Raw genomic sequence first — 23,890 nt, forward strand, 5'->3', positions numbered from 1 at the left:
GTTACATTCCGAACCCGGAAGCTAAGCCTCACAGCGCCGATGGTACTGCAGGGGGGACCCTGTGGGAGAGTAGGACGCCGCCGAACTCCTTTTGATGAAGCCGTGTTCTTCGAGTTTTCGACTCGAAGAGCACGGCTTTTTTTGTTTGCTCCGCGGCACCCCTCTGCACTGACGCGTGACAACTGACGGTAAGGTCAGGGGGCATCATTGGCTCGTTCCACACAGGAGGCCCCCGGGTGGAGGTCCAGGAGACACGCGTCCAGACGGACCGTGTCCTCACCATCCCGAACATCCTCAGCATGGCTCGCCTCGTCGGCGTACCCCTCTTCCTGTGGCTGATCCTCAGGCCGGAGTTCGGCGGGCCGAAGAGCGACGGCTGGGCACTGCTCGTGCTCGCCCTCAGCGGCGTCAGCGACTATCTCGACGGCAAACTCGCCCGCCGGTGGAACCAGATCAGCAGCCTCGGCCGGCTCCTTGACCCCGCAGCCGACCGGCTCTACATCCTGTCCACGCTGGTGGGCCTCACCTGGCGGGAGATTCTCCCGCTGTGGCTGACCGCCGCGCTACTCCTGCGCGAGCTGGTTCTGCTGGTGATGGTCGGGATCCTCAGACGTCACGGCTATCCGCCGCCGCAGGTGAACTTCCTCGGCAAGGCCGCCACCTTCAACCTGATGTACGCCTTTCCGCTACTGCTCCTCAGCGACGGAACTGGCTGGTTCTACACGCTCGCTGGTATTTTCGGATGGGCGTTCGCAGGATGGGGTACAACGCTGTACTGGTGGGCAGGGATCCTCTACGTGGTTCAGGTCCGCCGACTTGTCAAGGCGGATGCCATGGCCGATTGAGCTCGCCGATAAGGCAGCTGTAGCGGCTTGCGGGCCCGTAACTGACTTCAACGGGCCAATCCTGGCGGGCTGAGTCGGCTAGATCGTCGTCTATCAAGGAGGACGTTACCGACATGAAGGCCGTCGTGATGGCCGGCGGCGAAGGCACACGCCTTCGCCCCATGACCTCGAGCATGCCCAAGCCGCTCCTGCCCGTGGCCAACCGGCCGATCATGGAGCATGTGCTGCGCCTGCTGAAAAGGCATGGGCTCACCGAGACCGTAGTGACAGTGCAGTTCCTGGCGTCCCTCGTCAAGAACTACTTCGGCGACGGTGAAGAGCTCGGTATGGAGCTCACCTATGCCAATGAGGAGAAGCCACTCGGCACCGCCGGAAGTGTGAAGAACGCCGAGGAAGCGCTGAAAGACGATGCCTTCCTCGTCATCTCCGGTGACGCTCTGACCGACTTCGACCTCACCGAGCTGATCAGCTTTCACAAGGAGAAGGGCGCACTCGTCACGGTGTGCCTCACCCGCGTCCCCAATCCGCTGGAATTCGGCATCACCATCGTCGACGAAGAAGGCAAAGTCGAGCGATTCCTGGAGAAGCCGACCTGGGGTCAGGTCTTCTCCGACACGGTGAACACCGGTATCTACGTCATGGAGCCGGAGGTCTTCGACTACGTCGAGGCCGACGTGCCGGTCGACTGGTCCGGAGACGTCTTCCCGCAGCTCATGAAGGAAGGCAAGCCGGTCTACGGCTATGTCGCCGAGGGCTACTGGGAGGACGTCGGCACACACGAGAGCTATGTGAAGGCGCAGGCCGACGTCCTGGAGGGCAAGGTCGACGTCGAACTCGACGGCTTTGAGATCTCGCCCGGGGTCTGGGTCGCCGAAGGCGCCGAGGTGCATCCCGACGCCGTACTGCGCGGACCGCTGTACGTCGGTGACTACGCGAAGATCGAGGCGGACGTCGAGATCCGTGAACACACCGTCGTGGGATCCAACGTCGTGGTGAAGAGCGGGGCCTTCCTGCACAAGGCGGTTGTGCACGACAACGTCTACATCGGGCAGCACAGCAATCTCCGTGGCTGCGTCGTCGGCAAGAACACCGACATCATGCGTGCGGCGCGCATCGAGGACGGCGCCGTCATCGGTGACGAGTGCCTCGTCGGCGAGGAATCAATCGTCCAGGGGAACGTACGCGTCTATCCCTTCAAGACGATCGAAGCCGGAGCCTTCGTCAACACCTCGGTCATCTGGGAGTCCCGCGGACAGGCGCACCTCTTCGGCGCGCGCGGCGTATCCGGGATCCTCAACGTGGAGATCACCCCGGAACTCGCCGTGCGGCTCGCCGGAGCGTACGCGACGACCCTGAAGAAGGGGTCGACGGTCACCACGGCGCGTGACCACTCCCGGGGTGCCCGTGCACTCAAACGAGCGGTCATCTCCGCGCTCCAGGCCAGCGCCATCGACGTACGGGACCTGGAGAACGTGCCGCTGCCGGTCGCGCGGCAGCAGACGGCGCGGGGCAGCGCCGGCGGCATCATGATCCGTACGACGCCCGGGGTGCCGGACTCCGTCGACATCATGTTCTTCGACGGACAGGGCGCGGACCTCTCACAGGGAAGCCAGCGCAAGCTCGACCGGGTGTACGCGCGCCAGGAGTACCGGCGGGCCTTCCCCGGCGAGATCGGGGACCTGCACTTCCCGGCCAGCGTGTTCGACTCGTACACCGGATCGCTGCTGCGGAACGTCGACACGACGGGCGTCGCGGAGGCGGAGCTGAAGGTCGTCGTGGACGCGTCCAACGGCAGCGCCGGGCTCGTCCTGCCGAGCCTGCTCGGCAAGCTCGGCGTCGACGCACTGACGATCAACCCGGGCCTCGACGAGTCGCGGCCCACCGAGTCCGCGGACGCGCGCAGGTCCGGGCTGATGCGGCTCGGCGAGATCGTGGCGTCGGCGCGCGCCGCCTTCGGAGTGCGGTTCGACCCCGTCGGAGAGCGCCTGTCGCTCGTCGACGAGAAGGGGCGCATCGTCGAGGACGACCGGGCGCTGCTCGTCATGCTGGACCTGGTGGCCGCCGAGCGCCGCAGCGGGCGGGTCGCGCTGCCGGTGACGACGACGCGGATCGCCGAGCAGGTCGCGGCGTACCACGGCACGCAGGTCGACTGGACGACGACGTCCCCGGACGATCTGACGCGGGTCGGGCGGGGCGACTCGACGATCTTCGGCGGGGACGGGCGCGGCGGTTTCATCGTGCCGGAGTTCAGCGGCGTGTTCGACGGCACGGCGGCCTTCGTACGTCTCATCGGCCTGGTGGCGCGGACGCAGCTCACGCTCAGCCAGATCGACGCCCGCATCCCGCGCGCGCACGTGCAGCGCCGGGACCTCGCCACTCCCTGGGCCGTCAAGGGCCTGGTGATGCGGCACGTCGTGGAAGCCGCGGGCGACCGGTTCGTGGACACCACGGACGGCGTACGGGTCGTGGAGGCCGACGGGCGCTGGGTGCTCGTGCTCCCGGACCCGGCCGAGGCGGTCACCCATCTGTGGGCCGAGGGGCCCGACGACGCTTCGGCTCAAGCCCTGCTTGACGAGTGGTCGTCGGTCGTGGACAGCGCCGGACACTGAGCGTGCCCCCGTGCCGGACAGCACCCGTAAGTGGCGCTGTCCGGCACACCGGTGGGGCCATTCGGAGGTAGCGCCCCCGACGTGCGACGATGTGCGGCATGCCGCAGCAGCCCCCGCATCGGAGCACCACCTCGCGCCCCACGCGCCCGGACGCTTCCATGTCGCTGCTCACCACCGTCATGGACCACAGCCTGGACGAGGGGTACGCGGAGGCCGCCGCCCGCAAGAGGGAAACCGGCACAGGTGGCGTGCCCAAGACCCTCAGGGCGAAACTGGGGCTCGCCGCCGGGCTCGTGCTCGCCGCGCTCGTCGTGACCGTGGGCGCCGCCCAGGCGCGGATAGCGGCACCCGTGCTGGCCAAGGAGCGGGCGGAGCTCATCGACCGGGTCGAGTCGGCGACCTCCGACGCGGACGACCTCGAGGACGAGGTCGACGACCTGCGCAACGACGTGCACGCGCGGCAGCGGGCCGCGTTGAAGAAGGACGGCGGCGACCGGGCCGAGCTGGTGTCGCTGCTGTCCGGCGCCACCGCTGTGAGCGGTCCGGGCGTACGCCTCGTGGTCAACGACAAGAAGGCCGCCGACCAGGGCGGCGGCGGGCCCCGGGACAGCGCCGGTTTCTCCGACACCGGCCGGGTGCGTGACCGGGACATGCAGCGCGTCGTCAACGGGCTGTGGGGCTCCGGCGCCGAGGCGATCGCCATCAACGACCAGCGGCTGACCGCGCTGTCGGCGATCCGGGCGGCCGGTGACGCGATACTGGTCGACAACAAGCCGCTGGTGCCGCCGTATACGGTGCTCGCGGTGGGCGACGGACAAACGCTGAGCACGAGGTTCCAGAACAGCCCTGACGGCCAGTATCTGCATGCTCTGCAGGAGAACTTCGGCATCCGGACCAGCATCTCCGTGGCGGACGACCTCAAATTGCCGGCCGCGCCCAGTGTGACCGTACGAACAGCAGAGCCGAAGGCAGGAAAGGGCACATCGTGATCGCCGTACTGGGCCTCGTCGTGGGAGTCGTGGCCGGATTGCTGGTCCGGCCCGAGGTGCCGGCGGTGGTCGAGCCATATCTTCCGATCGCCGTGGTGGCGGCGCTCGACGCGGTGTTCGGAGGCCTGCGGGCGATGCTCGACGGGATCTTCGACGACAAGGTCTTCGTGGTGTCGTTCCTGTCGAACGTGGTCGTGGCCGCGCTGATCGTCTTCCTGGGCGACAAGTTGGGCGTGGGCGCCCAGCTGTCGACCGGCGTCGTGGTGGTCCTCGGCATCCGTATCTTCTCCAACGCCGCGGCCATCCGCCGGCATGTCTTCCGGGCGTGATGCCGATGAGCTCCACGAATCCGATGAACGGGGAAGGACCGCCCGGTGACGGCCGGCGCGGAGAGCTGCCCGCCGAGGTCCCTGCCCTGCCAGGACCGCCCGGGGACGGGGCCGAGGAGAAGGACGCCGCCACGCCGCTGACCGGCCGTCAGCGGCTCGCGCAGGGCCTGTGGCCGCCCCGGCTGACCCGGGCTCAACTCATCGTGGCCTTGCTGCTCTTCGTCCTGGGTCTCGGCCTCGCCATCCAGGTACGGTCCACGAACGACAGCAGTGACGCCCTGCGCGGCGCACGACAAGAAGATCTTGTTCGCATCCTGGATGAACTGGATGACCGAACTCAGCGTCTGGAAGATGAGAAGCGGAGGCTGGAGGAACAGCGCACCGGTCTCGAGAGCAGCTCGGACCAGGCCGAGGAGGCCCGCAAGCAGACCGCCGAGAGGGAAAGGCAACTCGGCATTCTGGCGGGCACGGTGGCGGCGCAGGGCCCCGGCATCACGCTGACGATCGACGACGAGAAGGGGAAAGTGGAGGCGGACATGCTGCTCGACGCCATCCAGGAACTGCGCGCCGCGGGCGCCGAGGCCATCCAGGTCAATGACGTGCGGGTGGTGGCGAGCACCCATCTGTCGGACGCGGCGGGAGGCGGTGTGCGGGTGGACGGCCGGAAGGTCTCCGAGCCCTATCGTTTCAAGGTCATCGGCAAGCCCCAGGACCTGGAGCCCGCGCTCAACATCCCCGGAGGGGTGGTGCAGACTCTGGAGAAGGAGCAGGCCACGGTCACTGTCGCACGTACGGAGAAGATCATCGTGGATGCCTTGCGACCTGCGAAGCGGCCTGACTACGCTCGGTCGTCCTCCCGGTGAGGCGGGGGCGCATGAGGCCGGTTGGTCCAGGGCATGAGCTTGCGGGGGGTCGGCGCACCCGGGACGGGGTGCGTGGTGGAAACTGTTTGGCGGCTACGGACGTTGTGAGGATGTCCGTGTTGGCGACGCACGCCGGTGTGTGCAATCAGGGTTCGTCCTGCCCCACGGGCGGGTCTGTTTCGGTCAAGGGGAATCGCCCGTGAAGTTGTTTGCGAAGCTGTTCGGCAAGAGCGCACGTGAGGACGCCCGTCATCGTGCGCCGCGTCAGGGAGACGTGCCGGAGACACAGGTGGGCGAGCGTCCCCTGTTCAGGGATCAGGTGGCTGGTCCGGGCGGTGACAATTCGGGCGGACAGGGCGCGTCATCTGTTGACCCTGCTACTTCCGGCCGCATAGGTTTCGGGGAACCGTCAGCCTCAGGTGCGGGTGGAGGGTATGCCGCCGACCCGTACGCGTCCCACCCCCCAGCGGGGCAGCCGCGGCAGGAGGATCCGTCCATGTCGGCCCTGGTGTGTCAGAGGTGCGGGAACCGCAACGCGCAGGCGAGCCGGTTCTGTTCCAACTGCGGCGCGCCGCTGCGGCCGGGAGCGGTCGCCGAGCGCCCGTCCGAGACCACGTCCACGATCTCCATCTCGGGCCTCGAGGCCTACGACGCCGAGACCACGGGGCAGAACCCGTCCCCGGCCCTTTCGCCCGAGGCCCAGGCTGCGGTGGACGCGCTGCCGCTCGGTTCGGCGCTGCTCGTGGTGCGCCGCGGTCCGAACTCGGGCAGCCGCTTCCTCCTGGACGGCGATCTGACGACGGCGGGGCGCCACCCGCAGAGCGACATCTTCCTGGACGACGTGACCGTGTCGCGCCGCCACGTGGAGTTCCGTCGCGCTCCGGACGGCAGCTTCACGGTCGCCGACGTCGGCAGCCTCAACGGCACGTATGTGAACCGGGAGTCGATCGACTCCGTCGCCCTGTCCAATGGCGACGAGGTCCAGATCGGCAAGTACCGACTGGTCTTCTACGCGAGCCAGCGGGCCATCTGACCCATCCCCCGGGCCCTGCCCGGGGGGACCCCCAGGAAGGCCCATGCTGCACACACCGAGGGGCGGTGCCGGCAACGGCACCGCCGCTGCGGATCACCGGCTGATGAGCATCGGCGCCGTGCTGAACGTGCTGCGTGACGAATTTCCCGAGGTCACCATCTCCAAGATCAGGTTCTTGGAGTCGGAAGGCCTCATCGAACCGCAGCGCACGCCGTCCGGGTACCGCAAGTTCAGCCCGGAGGACGTCGAGCGTCTGGCGCAGGTCCTGCGGATGCAGCGGGACCACTATCTGCCGCTGAAGGTCATCCGTGAGCACCTGGACGCCGTGGAGCGCGGGGAGCAGGTCACGCTGCCCGGGCAGCAGACGGACGGCGGTGACGGCGAGGGCGCCGCGGAGGACGAGGAGCGCACGGCCCCCCGCGTGGGGCGTGCGGCGCTGCTGGCCGCCGTCGAGGCCGACGAGGCGCAGTTGGCGGAGTGGGAGACGTACGGGCTGATCGCCCAGCTGCCGGACGGCAGCTATGACGCCGACGCGGTGACCGTCGCCGCGCTCGTCGTCGAGCTCGGGCGGTTCGGCATCGAGCCGCGGCATCTGCGGGCCATGAAGGCCGCGGCGGAGCGGGACGCGGCCCTGGTGGACCAGGTCGTCGCGCCGCTGCGCAGGCATCGCAATCCGCAGACCAGGGCGCACGCGGAAGCGCGTGCCAAGGAGCTCGCGGGGCTCGCGGGCAGGCTGCACACGGCGTTGGTGCACGGTGCCCTGGGCGTGCGGGCGCGCTGACTCGATGGGTGCCCGACTACCCAAACCTGCCGGGCACGTCCTAGGGTTGCTGTGTGAACGAGCTCGACGTCGTAGGTGTCCGGGTCGAAATGCCCTCCAACCAGCCGATCGTGCTCCTGCGTGAAGTGGGAGGCGACCGGTACCTCCCCATCTGGATCGGACCAGGGGAGGCGACCGCCATCGCCTTCGCACAGCAGGGCATGGCCCCCGCACGGCCGCTGACCCACGACCTGTTCAAGGACGTGCTGGAGGCCGTTGGCCAGGAGCTCACCGAAGTGCGCATCACCGACCTGCGGGAAGGCGTGTTCTACGCCGAGCTGGTCTTCGCCAGCGGGGTCGAGGTGAGCGCCCGCCCGTCGGACGCCATAGCGCTCGCGCTGCGTACGGGGACGCCGATCTTCGGCAGTGATGGGGTGCTCGACGACGCGGGCATCGCCATCCCGGACGAGCAGGAGGACGAGGTGGAGAAGTTCCGCGAGTTCCTCGACCAGATCTCGCCCGAGGACTTCGGGACCAGCAGCCAGTGAGCCCTGGGGCGGGCTTTCTGACAGCCGATCGGCGGCTGTGGAGAGGCCTGCCGGGGAGCATTCGGCTAGCCTTTCCCCGCAGTGTGGGACGGGAAACCACTCGCAGGGTGATTATCACTCGGCGTGCCGAGTGTGGCGATCGTTGACGAGCCCCTGGCGACTGCCTACCGTCGAGAAGGCAGGTCAAGGACGGAGGTCGGCGTGAGAAGCAGCGGCGACGGTACAGCGGTGGGCGGTCCGTATCCGCTGCACGGCGGCTCGGTCGAGCCCTCTGCGAGGCGCCCGGTGGCGGTCCACGGTAGCGGCAGCCCGTCCGGACCGGAAGGCCAGACGCAGCAGCCCGAGAAGGACACCATCGGCTACCGCGGCCCCACGGCGTGCGCGGCGGCGGGCATCACGTATCGGCAGCTCGACTACTGGGCGCGCACGGGGCTCGTCGAGCCCAGCGTGCGTGCCGCGGGGGGCTCGGGAACCCAGCGGCTCTACAGCTTCCGGGACGTCGTCGTCCTGAAGATCGTGAAGCGGTTCCTCGACACGGGTGTGTCGTTGCAGAACATCCGCACCACGGTCCAGCACCTCCGGGACAGCGGCTTCAGGGACCTGGAGCGCACGACGCTGATGAGCGACGGCGCGACGGTGTACGAGTGCACGTCGCCCAGCGAGGTGCACGATCTCCTCCAGGGCGGCCAGGGCGTCTTCGGGATCGCCGTGGGCGTCGTGTGGCGCGATGTCGAGGCCGCGTTGTCGCAACTGCACGGGGAGCGCGTCGACACCGGGGAGACCCTGGTCGGGAACCACCCCGCGGACGAGCTGGCGCGGCGCCGCAACCGGGCGGTGTGAGGCTCGGGGCCTTCCCGTGGATGCGCGGAAGGGCCCTGGAGGGCCTTGAGCGGCTCTCGGGGAGGCGTCTGGATGCTGCGGGCGCCGAGGCGCGCTACGGGCTCGTACGGGCCTTGAGGGGGCGTTCATGGCCGTGTGCGCGCCGTGAGTGTGTGCCGCGCGCCGGGTGACCGTGTCCCGAGCCCGTTCCCCTCTCCCCCCTCTCCCCGGCCGGAGCGGAGCCGCACGGGAGGGTCCGTCGTGCCTGGTCCTGGGCGTTGTCAGTGGCGTAGGGCAGCATCGGAGGCGTGAGAACCGCGCCGACGATCCTGCATCTCGACATGGATGCCTTCTACGCGTCCGCCGAGCAGGCCGCGAAGCCGAGCCTGCGCGGCAAGGCCGTCGTGGTCGGCGGTCTCGGGCCGCGCGGTGTCGTCGCCACGGCGTCCTATGAGGCGCGCCGGTTCGGGGTGCACTCGGCGATGCCGATGGGGCAGGCCCGGCGGCTGGCCCCGAACGCCGCGTATCTGGTGCCGCGCTTCGGCCTTTACCGGGACATCAGCGATCAGGTCATGGGGCTGCTGCGGGAGCTGTCGCCGCTGGTGGAGCCGCTCAGCCTCGACGAGGCCTTCGTGGACCTGGAGGCGGGCGGCCTCGCGGACGACGAGGCGTCGGCGCGGGCCGTGGGGGAGCGGCTGCGCGCGGACATCCTGCGGGTGACGGGACTGACCGGGTCCGTGGGGCTCGCGGTGTCCAAGATGCTGGCGAAGATCGCTTCGGAGCAGGCCAAGCCGGACGGGCTCGTGCTCATAGAGCCGGGCACGGAGCGGGCGCTGCTCGGGCCGATGCCCGTGCGGGTGCTGCCCGGCGTCGGGCCCGCCACGGGGGACCATCTGCGGCGGGCCGGGATGACCACGGTCGAGGAGCTCGCCGGGGCGGGCGAGGACGAACTCGTACGGCTGCTCGGCAAGGCCCACGGCGGGGCGCTGTACGCGATGGCGCTGGCCCGGGACGAACGGCCCGTGGTGGCCGAGCGTGACACCAAGTCGGTCAGCGTCGAGGACACGTACGACGTGGACATCCACGACCGGGTGCGGGTGCGGATGGAAGTGGCGCGGCTCGCCGACCGGTGCGTGGGGCGGCTGCGGGCGGCCGGGCACTCCGGCCGGACCATCGTCCTGAAGGTACGGCGGTTCGATTTCTCCACGCTGACGCGCTCCGAGACCCTGCGCGGGCCCACGGACGACCCCGCGGTGGTCCGGGAGGCCGCGGCGCGGCTGCTGGAGTCGGTGGACACCACGGGGGGCGTGCGGCTCCTGGGGGTGGGGGTGAGCGGTCTCGCGGACTTCACGCAGGAGGACCTCTTCGCGCAGGCCCAGGCGGTGGTGGGGGCGGACCTCGCGGCGGCCTTCGCGGAGGGGGAGGCGGGGGACGCCGGGGCGGCGCCGGTGGGCGAGGCGGAGGAGGCCCCGGGCGCCGAGGATCCCGTGGCGCTCTCCGAGCGGCGGTGGCCCGCGGGGCATGACGTGCGGCACGCGGTGTACGGGGCGGGGTGGGTGCAGGGCAGCGGTCTGGGCCGGGTGACCGTGAGGTTCGAGACGCCCGGGTCGGAGCCGGGGCGGGTGCGGACGTTCCGGACGGACGATCTGGAGCTGGAGCCTTCGGATCCGCTGCCGTTGGTGGCGGTGGATGAGGGGGCGGAGGGGGCGGAGGGGGCCGTGGAGAGAGAGTCCGCGGTGGGGGAGGTCGAGGCTGGTGGGGCGGTGACGGGTGGGGTCTGAGCGCTCTGCCGGAGGCCAGGTCGGTTCCGGAGGCTTGGTCGGCCCGGTCGGCCCGGTCGGCCCGGTCGGCCCGGTCGGCCCGGTTGGCCCGGTTGGCCCGGTCGGTTCCGGTGGGCCTCAGCGCTCGGGGCCGTCGGTCGTGGTGTCCCGGGCGGGGTCCGAGGCGGGGTCCGGGGTCTCCACCGTGCCGAAGTCGTGGTCCGGCAGGGGCGGAGCGGGCGCCACGTCCAGGCCGTAGTGGCGGTAGAGCTGGAGCTCCTGCTCGGGGGAGAGGTGGCGGCCCACGCCGAAGTCAGGGGCGTCCTTGATCAGGGCGCGCTCGAAGGGGACGCGGAGCGTGCCGTCCTTGACCAGCTCGCTGGGCTCCAGCGGGACGAAGGCGTCACGGCTGAAAAGGCCGGTGCGTATGGCCGCCCACTCCGGGGCGCCGGTGGCGTCGTCGAGGTAGATCTCGTCGACCGTGCCGATCTTGTTGCCGTCGCGGTCGAACGCCTTGCGGCCGATCAGATCACGCGGATCGATGTCGGTCTGCACATGGCCTCCCGGTGGATCGCACCTCATCCTGGCTCAACCGTTTTCGGTCGTCATGACTACAAATTCGGTCATCATGACTACGAAAGAGCACATCGGGACAGGCGGCCACTCGAGGGATCGGCCGTGGGCCGCGCTGGTAGGCTGGCAAGCGGCTGTTGACCCCGTGCGGGAGAGCTCTTCGGTGGCAGCACCGGAGGCGCCGAAGGAGCAACTCCTCCCCGGAATCTCTCAGGCCCCTGTACCGCATGGATGAGGCCACTCTGGAAAGTAGGGCGGGCGTCGGGCGGGCACGTTCCGAAACCCTTCCTCACCGACGGTGCAAGCAGCATGCCTCCGGGCCTGCTGTGAAGCTCTCAGGTTGCGATGACAGAGGGGGAGGCCGTCCGGGTACCCGCGCCGTGGTGCCCCTCGCAGGTCGCGTCAGACCAGGAGGCCTCCGCAATGACCGCCACCTCTCGCACTCCGCTCTCGCAGCTCGAGCAGGGAATCCCCTTCGAGCAGCGCCACATCGGACCCGATGCCGAAGCCCGCGCCAAGATGCTCGCCCAGGTCGGCTACGGCTCGCTGGACGAGCTCACGGCCGCCGCCGTACCCGATGTGATCAAGAACGCCGAGGCGCTCGAGCTGCCGGGCGCGCGCACCGAGGCCGAGGTCCTGGCCGAACTGCGCTCCCTCGCGGACCGCAACCAGGTCCTGGACTCGATGATCGGCCTCGGCTACTACGGGACGTTCACGCCGCCGGTGATCCTGCGCAACGTGATGGAGAACCCGTCCTGGTACACGGCGTACACGCCGTACCAGCCGGAGATCTCCCAGGGCCGTCTGGAGGCGCTGCTCAACTTCCAGACCGTCGTCGCCGACCTGACCGGACTGCCCACCTCCGGTGCCTCCCTCCTCGACGAGGGCACCGCGGCCGCCGAGGCCATGGCGCTCTCGCGGCGCATGGGCAAGGCCAAGAACGGCCTCTTCCTGGTCGACGCCGACGCCCTGCCGCAGACCATCGCCGTGATCCAGACCCGCGCCGAGCCGACCGGCGTCGAGGTCGTCGTCGCCGACCTGTCCGGCGGCATCCCCGCCGACCTGGCCGAGCGCGAGATCAACGGCGTGCTGGTCCAGTACCCGGGCGCCTCCGGTGCCGTACGCGACATCAAGCCCCTCATCGACCAGGCGCACGAGCTTGGCGCGGTCGTCACCGTCGCCGCCGACCTGCTCGCGCTCACGCTGCTCACCTCGCCCGGTGAGCTCGGCGCCGACATCGCCGTCGGCACCACCCAGCGCTTCGGCGTCCCGATGGGCTTCGGCGGCCCGCACGCCGGATACATGGCGGTGCGCGAGAAGTTCGCCCGCAGCCTCCCCGGCCGCCTGGTCGGCGTCTCCGTCGATGCCGACGGCAACAAGGCCTACCGACTCGCCCTGCAGACCCGCGAGCAGCACATCCGCCGGGAGAAGGCCACCAGCAACATCTGTACCGCGCAGGTGCTGCTCGCCGTCATGGCCGGGATGTACGCCGTCTACCACGGCCCCGAGGGCCTGAAGACGATCGCCCGGCGCACCCACCGCTACGCCACGCTGCTCGCCGAGGGCCTCAAGGCCGGTGGCGTCGAGGTCGTGCACGGCACGTACTTCGACACGCTGACCGCGCGCGTGCCCGGCAAGGCCGCGGACCTCGTCGCCGCCGCGCGCGAGGGCGGGGTCAACATCCACCTCGTCGACGCCGACCACGTGTCGTTCGCCTGCGACGAGACCACCACGCGCGCCCAGCTCACCGCGGTCTGGGCGGCGTTCGGCGTGGAGGCCGACGTGGCGGCCCTTGACGCGAACACCGCGGACGTCCTCCCGGCCGGGCTGCTCCGCTCCGACGCGTACCTGACCCACCCGGTCTTCCACCAGCACCGCTCCGAGACCGCGATGCTGCGCTACCTGCGCCGGCTCGCCGACCGCGACTACGCGCTCGACCGCGGCATGATCCCGCTGGGCTCCTGCACGATGAAGCTCAACGCGACCACGGAGATGGAGCCCGTCACCTGGCCGGAGTTCGGGCAGCTGCACCCGTTCGCCCCCGCCGAGCAGGCGGCCGGTTATCTGACCCTCATCCGTGAGCTGGAGGAACGTCTCTCCGAGGTCACCGGCTACGACAAGGTCTCGCTCCAGCCGAACGCCGGCTCCCAGGGCGAGCTCGCCGGTCTGCTCGCGGTGCGCGGCTACCACCGCGCGAACGGCGACGACCAGCGCACCGTCTGCCTCATCCCGTCCTCCGCGCACGGCACCAACGCGGCGAGCGCGGTGATGGCCGGGATGAAGGTCGTCGTCGTGAAGACCGCCGACGACGGTGAGATCGACGTCGACGACCTGCGTGCCAAGATCGAGAAGCACCGCGCCGAACTGGCCGTCCTGATGATCACCTACCCGTCCACGCACGGCGTCTTCGAGGAGCACGTCGCCGACATCTGCGCGGCCGTGCACGACGCGGGCGGCCAGGTGTACGTCGACGGCGCCAACCTCAACGCCCTGGTGGGCCTCGCCAAGCCGGGCCACTTCGGCGGCGATGTCTCGCACCTGAACCTGCACAAGACCTTCTGCATCCCGCACGGCGGCGGCGGCCCCGGCGTCGGCCCGGTGGCCGTGCGCGAGCACCTCGCCCCGTACCTGCCGAACCACCCGCTGCAGCCCGCGGCCGGACCCGAGACCGGCGTCGGGCCGATCTCGGCCGCGCCCTGGGGCTCGGCGGGGATCCTGCCGATCTCGTGGTCGTACGTCCGGCTCATGGGCGGCGAGGGCCTGAAGCGGGCCACGCAGGTGGCGGTCCTGTCGGCGAACTACATCGCCAAGCGCATCGAGCCGCACTTCCCGGTGCTCTACACCGGCCCCGGCGGGCTCGTCGCCCACGAGTGCATCATCGACCTGCGGCCGCTCAGCAAGGCCACGGGCGTGAGCGTGGACGACATCGCCAAGCGCCTGATCGACTACGGCTTCCACGCGCCGACCATGTCCTTCCCGGTCGCGGGCACGCTGATGATCGAGCCCACGGAGAGCGAGGACCTCGACGAGATCGACCGGTTCTGCGAGGCGATGATCGCCATCCGCGGGGAGATCGAGCGGGTCGCGAGCGGCGAGTGGACCGCGGAGGACAACCCGCTGCGCAACGCCCCGCACACCGCGGCCGCGCTCGGCGGCGACTGGGACCACGGCTACAGCCGTGCGGAGGCCGTGTTCCCGGCCGGGGTCTCGGCGGCTGACAAGTACTGGCCGCCGGTCCGCCGCATCGACCAGGCGTTCGGCGACCGCAACCTGGTCTGCTCCTGCCCGCCGCTGGACGCCTACGAGGACTGAGCGCGCGCCCGCCCGCGGCGGGCGTGAGCAGGGCACGAATCAGGGCACGAATCAGGGCCGGTTCGAGAGACTTCTCGGAAGTCTTCCGGGCCGGCCCTTGTGTTGAGCGGTGTCACGGCCTGTCGCCGCGGGTGCGTTCGGCTCAAGCGGCCGTCATCACCTGGTTGATGCCCAGCGGCCGGTGCGGCGCGATGATCTCGCCGTTCGGCAGCAGCTCACCGGTGTCCTCGAAGAGCAGGACGCCGTTGCACAGCAGGCTCCAGCCCTGTTCCGGGTGGTGCGCCACGAGGAGCGCTGCTTCCCGGTCGGCGGATTCGGCTGTCGGGCACGGTGGCTGGTGCTGGCACATGGAAGGGTTCTTTCGCTGCGTAGTGGTGGGTGTCGCGTCTGTCCCGCGGCTCGATGCGGTGTTCATGCCGCCCCCCGTTGGTGTGGTCGGTCCCCGTTGGTTTGGTCGGTCCAGTCCAGTGTTGCCCCGCGGGCGTGATTCCGCAGGGATTTTGCGGCAGCGCCTCCTACTGCTCTAAGGACGTATCACCCGCCCGGACGGTTCATCGCAACTGCCCTGTCCCTTCGGGTGGTTCGGGGTGACCGAAGTGGACTAGTCCGGTCGGGCGGGGTCCGGACGCGGCCGTGCCCCGCGGCCGGGGGCCGCGGGGCACGGGGCGGGAGAGGCCGGGCGTCAGGCGGGCGAGCCGAGCAGCGGCACCGGGGTGAGCCGGTGGGTGAGCACCGGAAGCAGGTCGGCGGCGCGGTGCGGGCGGTGGGCCGCGATGCCGGGCGGCGCCGGAGAGAGCGGTACCAGGATGTCCGCGGGGGCGAGGGGGCCCGTGGTGGCGTCCGCCGTGCGGTCGCCGTGCAGCCACAGCGTGAGCATGTACAGCTCGGGGACGGAGAGCAGGCGCGGCTGGTGCGATCCCGGCATGGCCTCGGCGTGGCGCAGGGCGCGCTCGGCGGAGGCGATGTACGGACCCTCGCAGAAGTGGGAGAACGCCCAGCCGTCCGGCGTGAGCATCGTCTCCGCGGCCGCCACCGCGCGCTCGCCGCAGCGGATCAGGAAGCGCCAGCCGGTGAGCTTCGTCGGTGTCCCGCCCGCCGGGGTGGGCGCCGCCGCGCGGTCCAGCTCGTGGACGGGCAGCGGGAGGTCCGGGCTCGTGGGCGCCTGAGCGGCGCGCAGGGAAGGGGTGCGGGCCTCGCGTACGGCGGTGGGGGAGCCGAGGGCCGCGAGGACACTGCGCAGGGCGGGCGCTGGAGCCGGGGGGACATGCAGCGGCATGGTGGGTCGCCTCTCTCGTTCGACAGGCACAAGTGGAGCGGGGGGCAGGTGCGGACGGCGCTGTCTGCTCGGGGTCAGAGGGGGCGGGGGCAGGGGCCCCGGGGGCGGGGGACCGCGAGCGCCAACTCTCTGCCTCAACTGGGGAGTTTATACGACGCGTGTTCTGGGAGTGTTTCTGCTAGCCGTTCCCCATAGCGCGAGCAAGGCGAAATCAAGTCGCCCTTCCGCGGTATTTCTCCTGATTCCGGATCGGGCCCGAGCTTATGACCTCGGCACTTCCCTTCGGTGCGGTCGGCCGATTCTCGTTGGTTTTTTTCACCACGACCCGAGGAAGTGAAACTGCTCCGTGTTCCTTGCCGCGCGAATGTGCCGCCTGTCACGTTCTCACGAGCGTACCTGTCGAGGGGCCCGCGCGGGGCGTTATCGATCACATGTCTGGGCATCATCCCCCGTACACAGCGGCCGGGTTGTTGGCTGCCCATCCGAGGAGGGACGCTTCGATGGGGGAGAAGGTCGAGGCAGGATCGTTCGACCTGTCCGATCGCCAGCTGTACCGGATCAAGAACCGGCAGTGCCTGGCGGGGCTCGCCCGACTGCTCGACGAGCAGCGGTTCGACCGGCCCAAGAACCTGATGGGCATGGAGATAGAGCTGAATCTCGCGGGTCCTGACGGAACGCCGAGAATGATGAATGCGGAAGTTCTCAGGCGCATCGCGAGCCGCGATTTCCAGACCGAACTCGGAATGTTCAATCTCGAAGTGAACATCGCCCCGCACCGGTTGGGCGGACGGGTTCTCGACCAGCTCGCCGAAGAGCTGCGCACGGGGCTCGCCTATGCCCACCGCAAAGCCAGCGAAGTGGCCGCCGGCATTGTGATGATCGGCATTCTGCCGACGCTGAGGCGCCGGGACCTGGTGTCCGCGAACCTCTCGGACGACGACCGCTACGCCCTGCTCAACGACCAGATGGTGGCGGCGCGCGGGGAGAACTTCGCCCTGGACATCGAGGGCGTGGAGCGGCTGCGCTGCTCCTCGGGGTCCATCGCGCCGGAGGCGGCGTGCACCTCAGTGCAACTGCACCTGCAAGTCACGCCGGGGAAGTTCGCCGACGTGTGGAACGCGGCGCAGTCGATCGCGGCCGCGCAGGTCGCCGTCGGCGCCAACGCGCCGTTCCTGTTCGGGCGCGAGCTGTGGCGCGAGTCGCGGCCGCCGCTGTTCCTGCAGTCCACGGACACCCGGCCGCCCGAGCTCCAGGTCCAGGGCGTGCGGCCGCGCAGCTGGTTCGGCGAGCGCTGGATCGGCAGCGCGTACGACCTCTTCGAGGAGAACCTGCGGTACTTTCCCGCGCTGATCCCGCTGTGCGAGAGCGAGGACCCCCAGCGGGTGCTCGACGAGGGCGGGGTGCCGCGGCTCGGCGAGCTGACGCTGCACAACGGCACGGTCTACCGCTGGAACCGCCCGGTGTACGGCATCGCCGACGGCGTGCCGCACCTGCGCGTGGAGAACCGGGTGCTGCCCGCGGGGCCGACGGTCACCGACGTCATCGCCAACGCCGCCTTCTACTACGGCGTGGTGCGCGCGCTCGCCGAGGAGTCGCGGCCCGTGTGGAGCCGCCTGCCCTTCGAGGCGGCGGCCCGGAACTTCGACACGGCCTGCCGCTACGGCATCGAGGCGCGCCTGGAGTGGCCGAAGCGCGGGCGCCACGGCGGCCTCACGAAGGTGGCGGCCGTGGACCTCGTCCGTGAGGAGCTGCTGCCGCTGGCCGGGGCCGGGCTCGACGCGTGGGGCGTGGAGCCCGCGGACCGCGATCTGTACCTGGGTGTGATCGAGGAGCGCTGTCGGCGGCGGGTGAACGGCGCCTCGTGGCAGGCGGCGACGTACCACCGGGCCCTTGAGCGCGGCATGGAGCGCGAGGCGGCGCTCGCGGCGACCACGCGCCGCTACTGCGAGCTGATGCATGCCGGGGAGCCGGTGCACACCTGGCCGGTGGGCCTTCCGGAGCCGGCGCTGCCGCTGCGGTGACGGGCGCCCGACGGCGCGGTGCGGGTCGGCTGCTCGCGTCCGCGTGCCATCAGGCAAGCTGTGAGGTCCCGGCGGTGCCGCCCCTCCCGGAGGAGTCCGGGTGCGGGTGGGCGGGGCGCCGGGACTACTCACGTGGAGGCAGCAGTGCAGACGGAGCCGGGGTCGATGGCCGGGCCGTACCCCGAGGCGCGGCTCTCGCGACGGTTCCTGCGGGACGAGACGCTGCTCGTCCTCGCGCTTTCGCTGGGCGCGAGCGGGGTGTCGGCGCTGATCAGTTTCATCGGCTCGGTCACCAAGCCGGGCGGGCTCAAGGACCAGGCGGCGACGCTGAACTCGTCGGCCGCGCCGGGGCGTCCCTGGCTGGACCTCGCCTGGCAGCTCTTCGGCATCACCACCGCGCTCGTGCCCGTGGCGCTCGTCGCCCACTTCCTGCTCCGGGAGGGCTCGGGGCTGCGGGCGATCGGCTTCGACCGGACCCGGCCGTGGCCCGACCTCGGGCGCGGGGCGGCGATCGCCGCGGTCATCGGCTCCACGGGGATCGCGTTCTACCTGGCGGCCCGCGGCCTCGGCGCCAATCTGACGGTGGTCCCCGAGGACCTGCCGGACGTGTGGTGGAAGTACCCGGTCCTGGTCCTGTCGGCGCTGCAGAACTCGATCCTGGAAGAAGTGATCGTCGTCGGCTATCTGCTGCGCAGGCTCGGCCAGTTGGGGTGGACGCCGATGGCCGCGCTGGTGGCGAGCTCCGTGCTGCGCGGGTCGTACCACCTCTACCAGGGCATCGGCGGATTCCTCGGCAATGTGGCGATGGGTGTGGTGTTCGTGCTGCTGTACCGGCGCTGGGGCCGGGTCGGGCCGCTCGTCGTGGCGCACTCGCTGCTCGACATCGGGGCGTTCGTCGGGTATGCGCTGCTCGCCGGGAAGGTGGGGTGGCTGCCCACCGCGTGACGCCACGCGGTGGGCGCTCGTGGGTCAGGCGAGCAGGTCGCCCTCGATGACGGTGACCGCCCGGCCGGTGAGCAGGGTGCGCTCGCCGCGCAGGCCGGTGTGGACCAGGCCGGAGCGCGCTGAGGCCTGTAGTCCGGTGAGGTCGGGGCGCCCGAGGCGCTCGGTCCAGAACGGGGCGAGGGCGGTGTGCGCGCTGCCCGTCACGGGGTCCTCGTCGATGCCGACGCGGGGGAAGAAGCCGCGCGAGACGTAGTCGTAGCCGCGAGTGGGGTTCTCGGCGCGGGCGGTGGCGATGATGCCGCGCTCGGAGTGCTCGACGAGGGCCTTGTGGTCCGGGGTGAGGGCGCGCACCGTCTTCTCGTCGGCCAGTTCGACCAGGATGTCGCCCAGGTGCGGGCCGGTGTCGTACGCCGCAAGCGGCTCGGCGCCCAGGGCCTGGGCGACGCCGTCGGGGAGGTCGATGGCGGTGAGCGGCGCGGTCGGGAAGTCGAGGGTGATGGTGCCGTCCTCGTGCGTCGTGGCGACGAGGACTCCGGCGCGGGTGGCGAAGCGCACCGGGCCGCGGGCGGCGCCCGTGGTGTGCAGGACGTGGGCCGTGGCCAGGGTGGCGTGGCCGCACAGGTCGACCTCGGTGGCGGGGGTGAACCAGCGCAGTGCCCAGTCCGCGGCTTCCCCGGCGGGGAGCGGGTGGGCGAACGCGGTCTCGGCGTGGTTGACCTCGAGGGCCACGTGCTGGAGCCAGGTGTCGTCCGGGAACGAGTCGAGCAGCAGGACGCCGGCCGGGTTGCCGGTGAAGGGGCGTTCGGCGAAGGCGTCGACGATGCGGATCTGCTGGGAGTTGCTGGTAGAGGCACTCATGGAGAAGACGTTAGGGGCCAGGTCGGCCCGTATCTAAGGCCAATCCGCGACAACTGGACTCAATGGCCGGTCGCTCGCGAGGGTTTGGACTCGTGCCGCCGGGCCCGCCGTCCGGCCTGCCAGGTGCTCGGCTTCGCCGGGCCCTTGGGGACGGACGGTCGCGTCGGCGGCGGTCGCGGGGATCTTGAGGGCGGTGGGGCCTGGCCGGATGGTCCGGCCGCCCCGTCCCGTCGGGCTGTCAGGCGGCGTCAAGGGCGCCGTAGATCTTGCGGGTCATGGCGGACATGGTGGGCGTGGGGCCGTGCTTGTGGACCAGGGCCGCCGTGTCGAGGGCGATGGTGACGGCGCTGCGGAAGTTGTCGGCCTCCGCGGGGTCCTGCTTCTTGAGCAGGCTCATGGCCGCCGTCAGGCTCGGCAGGATGCGGTCGGCGAGCTCGGCCGCGGAGTTGCCGCTCAGGTCGATGTCCTTGGGGTACTTGGCGAGTACGTGCCCGATCAGGCCGGTGCCCGAGTACAGGGCGAGGGAGCCGCGGGAGGCGATCTTGTGCGGCTTGCCGGAGGCGTCGGCGAAGGCGAGCAGCGCGACGGCGCCGTAGGCGGCGGTGCGGAGGGTGACCTTGTCCTGGGTGGTGAGGGTGACAGACATGTTTGTGGGCTCCTTCGGCTGAGTGGTTCTCGCTGGGCTGTGGCCCGGTGCGCCGTGTTCGGCGCTCCGTTTCCGTGGCTCCATCATGGCACACATATGGCGCCATCGCGAGTCTTAAGTGGTGCCAACGTGGGCTATTAGTGGCACCACTGTCGTCTCCGTAGGTGTCGCGGCGCGGTCGCGCTCCTCGAAATCCCAGGTCAGGGGCACGGTGACGGTGTGCGGCCGGGTGTTCGCCGTCGCGGTTCGGTCGGAACTCGGGATGCCGGGGCTCGGGAAGGGTGTTGTCATCCGAACAGTTCCGATATATCGTTGAAGCATCGCGACAGATCAACGATGTCGCGCTAGATCACCGACTGGTCCTGCGAAAGGAATGATCGACATGCGTTCCCACGGTTACGAACACGAGCACAGGCACGGTCGCGGACGCGGCCCCTACGGACCCGGCCGCGAAGGCCGGGGCGGCTTCGAGGGCGGGCGCCCGGCGTTCGGCCCCTTCGGGCCCGGCTTCGGCGGCGGCCCCTGGGGCGGGCGCGGCGGCCGGGGAGGCCCGCGCGGCCGGGCCCGGCGCGGCGATGTGCGCGCTTCCCTCCTGGCCCTGCTGAAGGACCGCCCGATGCACGGCTACGAGATGATCCAGGAGATCGTCGAGCGCAGCGAAGGCGCCTGGAAGCCGAGCCCCGGCTCCGTCTATCCGACGCTCCAGCTCCTGGAGGACGAGGGCCTGATCGTCAGCGCGAGCGAGGGCGGCAAGAAGCTCTTCTCGCTCACCGAGTCCGGCCGCGCGGCCGCCGGCGAGGGGCCCGAGGCCCCCTGGGAGGACGCCGGGCGCGGCGTCGACCGGGAGGCGCTGAGCGAGATCCGGCAGGCCGGGTTCGGTCTGATGGAGGCGTTCGGCCAGGTCTGGAAAACCGGGTCCAAGGAGCAGCGCGAGAAGGCGCTGACCGTCATCAACGACGCCCGCAAGAAGCTGTATCTGATCCTCGCCGATGAGGACTGAGCGGCCGCGGCCGCGCCTCTCGCGCCGCCGTGGAAGTGCCCCGCACCCTGGGTGCGGGGCACTTCCGTGTTCCCGTCACGCGGCTCGCGCGGCGGGCGCTCACGTCACCAGGCCGTCCAGTTTCCGCAGGGACTCCTTGAGCGCGGCCGTCGCCGAGTCCTTCAGCTTGCCCGCCATCAACGACACCGCCGCGCCGGTGAACTGCCCGTCGATGCGCACCGTCGTCGCCCCGCCGTCCGGCGTCAGCGTGTAGCGGGTGCCGACCTCGACGCCCATCGGACCCTTGCCCTTGATGGCGAACGTACGGGCCTCCTCCAGCTCCGCGATCGTCCAGGCGACCTCGGCGGGAAAGCCCATCAGCTTCATGTTCTCCGTGAACGTGCCGCCCTGCGCGAGCACGGCGGGGCCGCCCCGGGGGAAGCTGGTGTGCGTGGTGTTCCACTCGGCGTACGACGAGAAGTCGGTGAGCCGGGCCCAGACCTTCTCCGCCGGTGCCTCGATCCGTGCCTGAGCGGTGACTTCGGCCAATGCGACCACCCCTTGGTGTCGGCGTTGTCGGCTTGTTGTCGGCTTGTCGCCGGTGCCGCGGTGGGCGCGGCTGTGGTGTCGCGGAACGTAGCCGCAGGGCCTGGAACATTCAATACTGATGAACTGTCAGATAAGAGGGAGGGGTAGGGTTGGCTTCTTTGCCACCCGTTGCCCCCGTTGCCACCCGTTGCCGCGCCCCGTCGCCCCGGCGCATCGAAAGGCCCTTGATGACCGCGCACGTCCCGTCGGCACCCGCCTCCCCCGCCTCCGGCCCCGACCCGGCGGCCCCGGCCGCCGTCGTCGCGCGGCTGCGCGCCGGGGGCTGCGTGTTCGCCGAGGAGGAGGCGGAGCTGCTGGTCGCCGCCGCCGCGACGGAGGCGGACCTCGCCGCCATGGTGGAGCGGCGGGTGAGCGGGCTGCCGCTGGAACACATCGTCGGCTGGGCGGAGTTCGCGGGCCTGCGCGTCGCGGTGGACCCGGGCGTGTTCGTGCCGCGCCGCCGCACCGAGGCCCTCGTCCGCGAGGCGGCGGCGCTCGCCGCCCCCGGCGCCGTGGTCGTGGACCTGTGCTGCGGATCGGGGGCACTCGGCCTGGCGCTCGCCACCGCGCTCGGCCGGGCCGAACTGCACGCGGCCGACATCGACCCCGCGGCCGTCGACTGCGCCCGCCGCAATGTGCGCGCGGCCGGTGGCCACGTCTACGCGGGCGACCTGTACGACGCCCTGCCCGCCACGCTCGGGGGCCGCGTCGACGTCCTGCTGGCGAACGTGCCGTACGTCCCCACCGGCGAGGTCGGGCTGCTGCCCGCCGAGGCCCGCGAGCACGAGGCGCGGGTCGCCCTCGACGGCGGCGCGGACGGACTCGACGTACTGCGGCGGGTGACCGCGGCCGCGCCGCGCTGGCTGGCGCCGGGCGGATGGCTGCTGTTCGAGACGAGCGAGGGCCAGGTGGAGGCGGCCGTCGCGGCCGTGCGGGATGCGGGGCTCGTACCGCGCGTCACCACCGACGAGGAGTTGTACGCGACCGTGGTGAGCGCCCGGCGGCCGCATGCCTAGGCCCGCTCCGTCCAGGGCCGCTCTGCCCGAAGCCGCTGACTCTAGGCCCGCTCTGACGTACCGCTCGGCCAGGTCAGCCGACCCGTTGTATCGCCGCCGCGTCGAAGAGGTCGAACGCCCGGGGGTGGGGGCCCTCGTCGTGGCAGTGCCAGGCATCCCAGAACAGATCGGCGGGCAGGGCGTTCCGGGGCGCGTAGACGCGGTACACGTACTGTCGGCCGTCGATGGCCGGCAGGGTGACCAGCCAGCACCCGCTCTCCATGCCTCTGACAGACGAGCGCCGGGGCGGAGTGGTTGCGTGCCCGGCGCGAAGCTGGACGGCGCACGCCCCACCTGCGAAAATGGCGGAATATCATCCGTAAGGAGGACAACCCGCCGTGCCGTGCCCACCCTGTGTGGGACGCGAGAATGCTCCCCGCCGCCGATGCCGGGGCCCGTGACGCCTGATGGGGTGGGAGGTGTGCGAAGCCGTACCTTCGAAGGTGCCGAACCCGGCCCGACCCGAACGGACACCGACCCCAGCCTGAGCGCCACGCTGGCCTCGGTGGTGTCCGGCGCGCGCAGACGGGCCGTGCGGGACGGGGACCGGCAGGTCGACACCGCCCATCTGCTGCACTCGCTCCTGGAGCACGACCCCCAGGTGCGCGAGGTCTTCGACGGCGGGCCGCAGATCGCGCGGCTGCTCGGCTACCTCGTCCAGCGCAGCATCGGCTACGGGCTCCAGTGGCAGGGCACCGTCGAGGACTCCGGGGCCGTCCCGGTCCTCGCCTCCGCCAAGGAAACGGTTCTCTCGCCCGCCGCCGCCGGAGCCATGGAGGCGGCGCACGCCCGTGCCGTGCTCTGCGGCGAGACCGAGGCGCGCGGCATCGATCTGCTGGCCGCCCTCGCCGCCGACCCGGAGAGCCGGTCCTGCGAGGTGCTTCGGCGCGCGGGGGTCGACACCGACGCGCTGCTCGCGCGGGTAGAGAGCGACGAAGAGACCGGCGGTGAGCCGCAGTGGTGACACGGCGCGACCTGGGCTGGTGACAGCGCCCGCGCCCGGCCGCGACGGCGCGCGCGCCGGGATCGCCCCGGCGTGAACCACGCGGCGGCGTCCGCCGATTGAGACAGTGGTCATCAGG

Annotated in this window: 23 protein-coding genes, 1 rRNA gene and 1 riboswitch; of the genes, 17 read left to right on the forward strand and 7 right to left on the reverse strand. The window is 70.8% G+C overall.

The features are described from left to right. The 11 genes from rrf to AC07A4_RS36185 all read left to right on the forward strand — a co-directional run. A 5S ribosomal RNA gene (gene rrf, locus AC07A4_RS36135) occupies nt 1–86 on the forward strand; the annotation flags it as partial. 150 nt (nt 87–236) lie between these two features. Beyond that, nucleotides 237–845, forward strand: coding sequence for a cardiolipin synthase ClsA (gene clsA / locus AC07A4_RS36140; protein ID WP_478607363.1), 609 nt, complete (start codon nt 237–239; stop codon nt 843–845). Nucleotides 846–958: 113 nt separating this feature from the next. Next, on the forward strand, nt 959–3,454 hold the full coding sequence (locus tag AC07A4_RS36145; RefSeq protein ID WP_478607366.1) for a sugar phosphate nucleotidyltransferase: 2,496 nt from the start codon (nt 959–961) through the stop codon (nt 3,452–3,454). A gap of 89 nt (nt 3,455–3,543) precedes the next feature. Beyond that, entirely contained in the window at nt 3,544–4,443 is a 900-nt protein-coding gene (locus tag AC07A4_RS36150) for a DUF881 domain-containing protein (protein ID WP_478607368.1), read from the forward strand. After that, nucleotides 4,440–4,772, forward strand: coding sequence for a small basic family protein (locus AC07A4_RS36155; protein ID WP_003988855.1), 333 nt, complete (start codon nt 4,440–4,442; stop codon nt 4,770–4,772). Before AC07A4_RS36150 ends, AC07A4_RS36155 begins: the two co-directional genes overlap by 4 nt. A 5-nt stretch (nt 4,773–4,777) precedes the next feature. Further along, nucleotides 4,778–5,635 carry a DUF881 domain-containing protein gene (locus AC07A4_RS36160; RefSeq protein WP_478607821.1) on the forward strand — a complete coding sequence of 286 codons (858 nt, stop codon included), beginning with the start codon at nt 4,778–4,780 and terminating at the stop codon, nt 5,633–5,635. Between the two features lie 82 nt (nt 5,636–5,717). Then, on the forward strand, nt 5,718–6,668 hold the full coding sequence (locus AC07A4_RS36165) for an FHA domain-containing protein (RefSeq protein ID WP_478607823.1): 951 nt from the start codon (nt 5,718–5,720) through the stop codon (nt 6,666–6,668). A 43-nt stretch (nt 6,669–6,711) separates the two neighbouring features. After that, nucleotides 6,712–7,449 carry a transcriptional regulator FtsR gene (ftsR, locus tag AC07A4_RS36170; RefSeq protein WP_478607371.1) on the forward strand — a complete coding sequence of 246 codons (738 nt, stop codon included), beginning with the start codon at nt 6,712–6,714 and terminating at the stop codon, nt 7,447–7,449. 53 nt (nt 7,450–7,502) lie between these two features. After that, nucleotides 7,503–7,976 carry a bifunctional nuclease family protein gene (locus AC07A4_RS36175; protein ID WP_028797289.1) on the forward strand — a complete coding sequence of 158 codons (474 nt, stop codon included), beginning with the start codon at nt 7,503–7,505 and terminating at the stop codon, nt 7,974–7,976. Between the two features lie 201 nt (nt 7,977–8,177). Next, on the forward strand, nt 8,178–8,816 hold the full coding sequence (locus tag AC07A4_RS36180) for a MerR family transcriptional regulator (protein WP_478607373.1): 639 nt from the start codon (nt 8,178–8,180) through the stop codon (nt 8,814–8,816). Nucleotides 8,817–9,103: 287 nt separating this feature from the next. Next, nucleotides 9,104–10,576: a DNA polymerase IV gene (locus tag AC07A4_RS36185; protein ID WP_478607376.1), complete on the forward strand. Its 1,473-nt coding sequence runs from the start codon at nt 9,104–9,106 to the stop codon at nt 10,574–10,576. A 117-nt stretch (nt 10,577–10,693) separates the two neighbouring features. On the opposite strand, the gene AC07A4_RS36190 is transcribed toward AC07A4_RS36185, so the two are convergent. After that, the gene (locus tag AC07A4_RS36190; RefSeq protein WP_478607379.1) at nt 10,694–11,110 is read right to left on the reverse strand and encodes a PRC-barrel domain-containing protein; all 417 of its coding nucleotides are present in this window, start codon (nt 11,108–11,110) and stop codon (nt 10,694–10,696) included. Between the two features lie 156 nt (nt 11,111–11,266). Further along, a riboswitch (glycine riboswitch) is annotated at nt 11,267–11,364 on the forward strand. A gap of 187 nt (nt 11,365–11,551) precedes the next feature. Here AC07A4_RS36190 and gcvP point away from each other — a divergent pair. After that, a complete protein-coding gene (gene gcvP / locus AC07A4_RS36195) occupies nt 11,552–14,440 on the forward strand; it encodes an aminomethyl-transferring glycine dehydrogenase (RefSeq protein WP_478607382.1) in 2,889 nt (962 codons plus the stop codon). Nucleotides 14,441–14,582: 142 nt separating this feature from the next. Here gcvP and AC07A4_RS36200 read toward each other — a convergent pair whose 3' ends face one another. Both AC07A4_RS36200 and AC07A4_RS36205 read right to left on the reverse strand, forming a co-directional pair. After that, nucleotides 14,583–14,789, reverse strand: a complete 207-nt coding sequence (locus tag AC07A4_RS36200; protein WP_478607384.1) for a DUF5999 family protein — start codon at nt 14,787–14,789, stop codon at nt 14,583–14,585. A 333-nt stretch (nt 14,790–15,122) separates the two neighbouring features. Further along, a complete protein-coding gene (locus AC07A4_RS36205) occupies nt 15,123–15,716 on the reverse strand; it encodes a hypothetical protein (protein WP_478607386.1) in 594 nt (197 codons plus the stop codon). Between the two features lie 500 nt (nt 15,717–16,216). Between AC07A4_RS36205 and AC07A4_RS36210 the strand changes: the two genes are divergently transcribed. After that, nucleotides 16,217–17,737, forward strand: coding sequence for a glutamate-cysteine ligase family protein (locus AC07A4_RS36210; RefSeq protein ID WP_478607388.1), 1,521 nt, complete (start codon nt 16,217–16,219; stop codon nt 17,735–17,737). A 144-nt stretch (nt 17,738–17,881) separates the two neighbouring features. Then, nucleotides 17,882–18,682: a CPBP family intramembrane glutamic endopeptidase gene (locus AC07A4_RS36215; protein WP_478607390.1), complete on the forward strand. Its 801-nt coding sequence runs from the start codon at nt 17,882–17,884 to the stop codon at nt 18,680–18,682. 24 nt (nt 18,683–18,706) lie between these two features. Here AC07A4_RS36215 and AC07A4_RS36220 read toward each other — a convergent pair whose 3' ends face one another. Further along, on the reverse strand, nt 18,707–19,540 hold the full coding sequence (locus tag AC07A4_RS36220; protein WP_478607392.1) for a PhzF family phenazine biosynthesis protein: 834 nt from the start codon (nt 19,538–19,540) through the stop codon (nt 18,707–18,709). Between the two features lie 238 nt (nt 19,541–19,778). After that, nucleotides 19,779–20,186 (reverse strand): hypothetical protein, encoded by a 408-nt coding sequence (locus tag AC07A4_RS36225; RefSeq protein WP_478607395.1) that lies wholly within the window; start codon nt 20,184–20,186, stop codon nt 19,779–19,781. 373 nt (nt 20,187–20,559) lie between these two features. Here AC07A4_RS36225 and AC07A4_RS36230 point away from each other — a divergent pair, with 373 nt between their 5' ends. Further along, complete coding sequence (locus tag AC07A4_RS36230) at nt 20,560–21,186, forward strand: PadR family transcriptional regulator (RefSeq protein ID WP_478607398.1); 627 nt, start codon at nt 20,560–20,562, stop codon at nt 21,184–21,186. A 99-nt stretch (nt 21,187–21,285) separates the two neighbouring features. On the opposite strand, the gene AC07A4_RS36235 is transcribed toward AC07A4_RS36230, so the two are convergent. Next, nucleotides 21,286–21,714, reverse strand: coding sequence for a type II toxin-antitoxin system Rv0910 family toxin (locus tag AC07A4_RS36235; protein ID WP_478607401.1), 429 nt, complete (start codon nt 21,712–21,714; stop codon nt 21,286–21,288). A gap of 227 nt (nt 21,715–21,941) precedes the next feature. Between AC07A4_RS36235 and AC07A4_RS36240 the strand changes: the two genes are divergently transcribed. Next, entirely contained in the window at nt 21,942–22,769 is an 828-nt protein-coding gene (locus AC07A4_RS36240; protein ID WP_478607404.1) for a putative protein N(5)-glutamine methyltransferase, read from the forward strand. Nucleotides 22,770–22,842: 73 nt separating this feature from the next. Here the strand turns inward: AC07A4_RS36240 and AC07A4_RS36245 are convergent, their stop codons facing one another. Continuing rightward, nucleotides 22,843–23,031, reverse strand: coding sequence for a hypothetical protein (locus tag AC07A4_RS36245; protein ID WP_478607406.1), 189 nt, complete (start codon nt 23,029–23,031; stop codon nt 22,843–22,845). A gap of 198 nt (nt 23,032–23,229) precedes the next feature. On the opposite strand from AC07A4_RS36245, the gene AC07A4_RS36250 reads away from it, so the two are divergent. Next, the gene (locus AC07A4_RS36250; RefSeq protein WP_478607408.1) at nt 23,230–23,772 is read left to right on the forward strand and encodes a peptidase; all 543 of its coding nucleotides are present in this window, start codon (nt 23,230–23,232) and stop codon (nt 23,770–23,772) included. Nucleotides 23,773–23,890: the final 118 nt, after the last annotated feature.

This window comes from Streptomyces sp. NPDC043996 (assembly GCF_056435225.1).

Coding starts and splice junctions, on each gene's coding strand:
- AC07A4_RS36145 (WP_478607366.1), top strand. CDS start 959: ATGAAGGCCGTCGTGATGGCCGGCGGCGAAGGCACACGCCTTCGCCCC.
- AC07A4_RS36150 (WP_478607368.1), top strand. CDS start 3,544: ATGTGCGGCATGCCGCAGCAGCCCCCGCATCGGAGCACCACCTCGCGC.
- AC07A4_RS36160 (WP_478607821.1), top strand. CDS start 4,778: ATGAGCTCCACGAATCCGATGAACGGGGAAGGACCGCCCGGTGACGGC.
- ftsR (WP_478607371.1), top strand. CDS start 6,712: ATGCTGCACACACCGAGGGGCGGTGCCGGCAACGGCACCGCCGCTGCG.
- gcvP (WP_478607382.1), top strand. CDS start 11,552: ATGACCGCCACCTCTCGCACTCCGCTCTCGCAGCTCGAGCAGGGAATC.
- AC07A4_RS36200 (WP_478607384.1), bottom strand. CDS start 14,789: ATGTGCCAGCACCAGCCACCGTGCCCGACAGCCGAATCCGCCGACCGG.
- AC07A4_RS36205 (WP_478607386.1), bottom strand. CDS start 15,716: ATGCCGCTGCATGTCCCCCCGGCTCCAGCGCCCGCCCTGCGCAGTGTC.
- AC07A4_RS36210 (WP_478607388.1), top strand. CDS start 16,217: ATGGGGGAGAAGGTCGAGGCAGGATCGTTCGACCTGTCCGATCGCCAG.
- AC07A4_RS36220 (WP_478607392.1), bottom strand. CDS start 19,540: ATGAGTGCCTCTACCAGCAACTCCCAGCAGATCCGCATCGTCGACGCC.
- AC07A4_RS36225 (WP_478607395.1), bottom strand. CDS start 20,186: ATGTCTGTCACCCTCACCACCCAGGACAAGGTCACCCTCCGCACCGCC.
- AC07A4_RS36230 (WP_478607398.1), top strand. CDS start 20,560: ATGATCGACATGCGTTCCCACGGTTACGAACACGAGCACAGGCACGGT.
- AC07A4_RS36240 (WP_478607404.1), top strand. CDS start 21,942: ATGACCGCGCACGTCCCGTCGGCACCCGCCTCCCCCGCCTCCGGCCCC.
- AC07A4_RS36245 (WP_478607406.1), bottom strand. CDS start 23,031: ATGGAGAGCGGGTGCTGGCTGGTCACCCTGCCGGCCATCGACGGCCGA.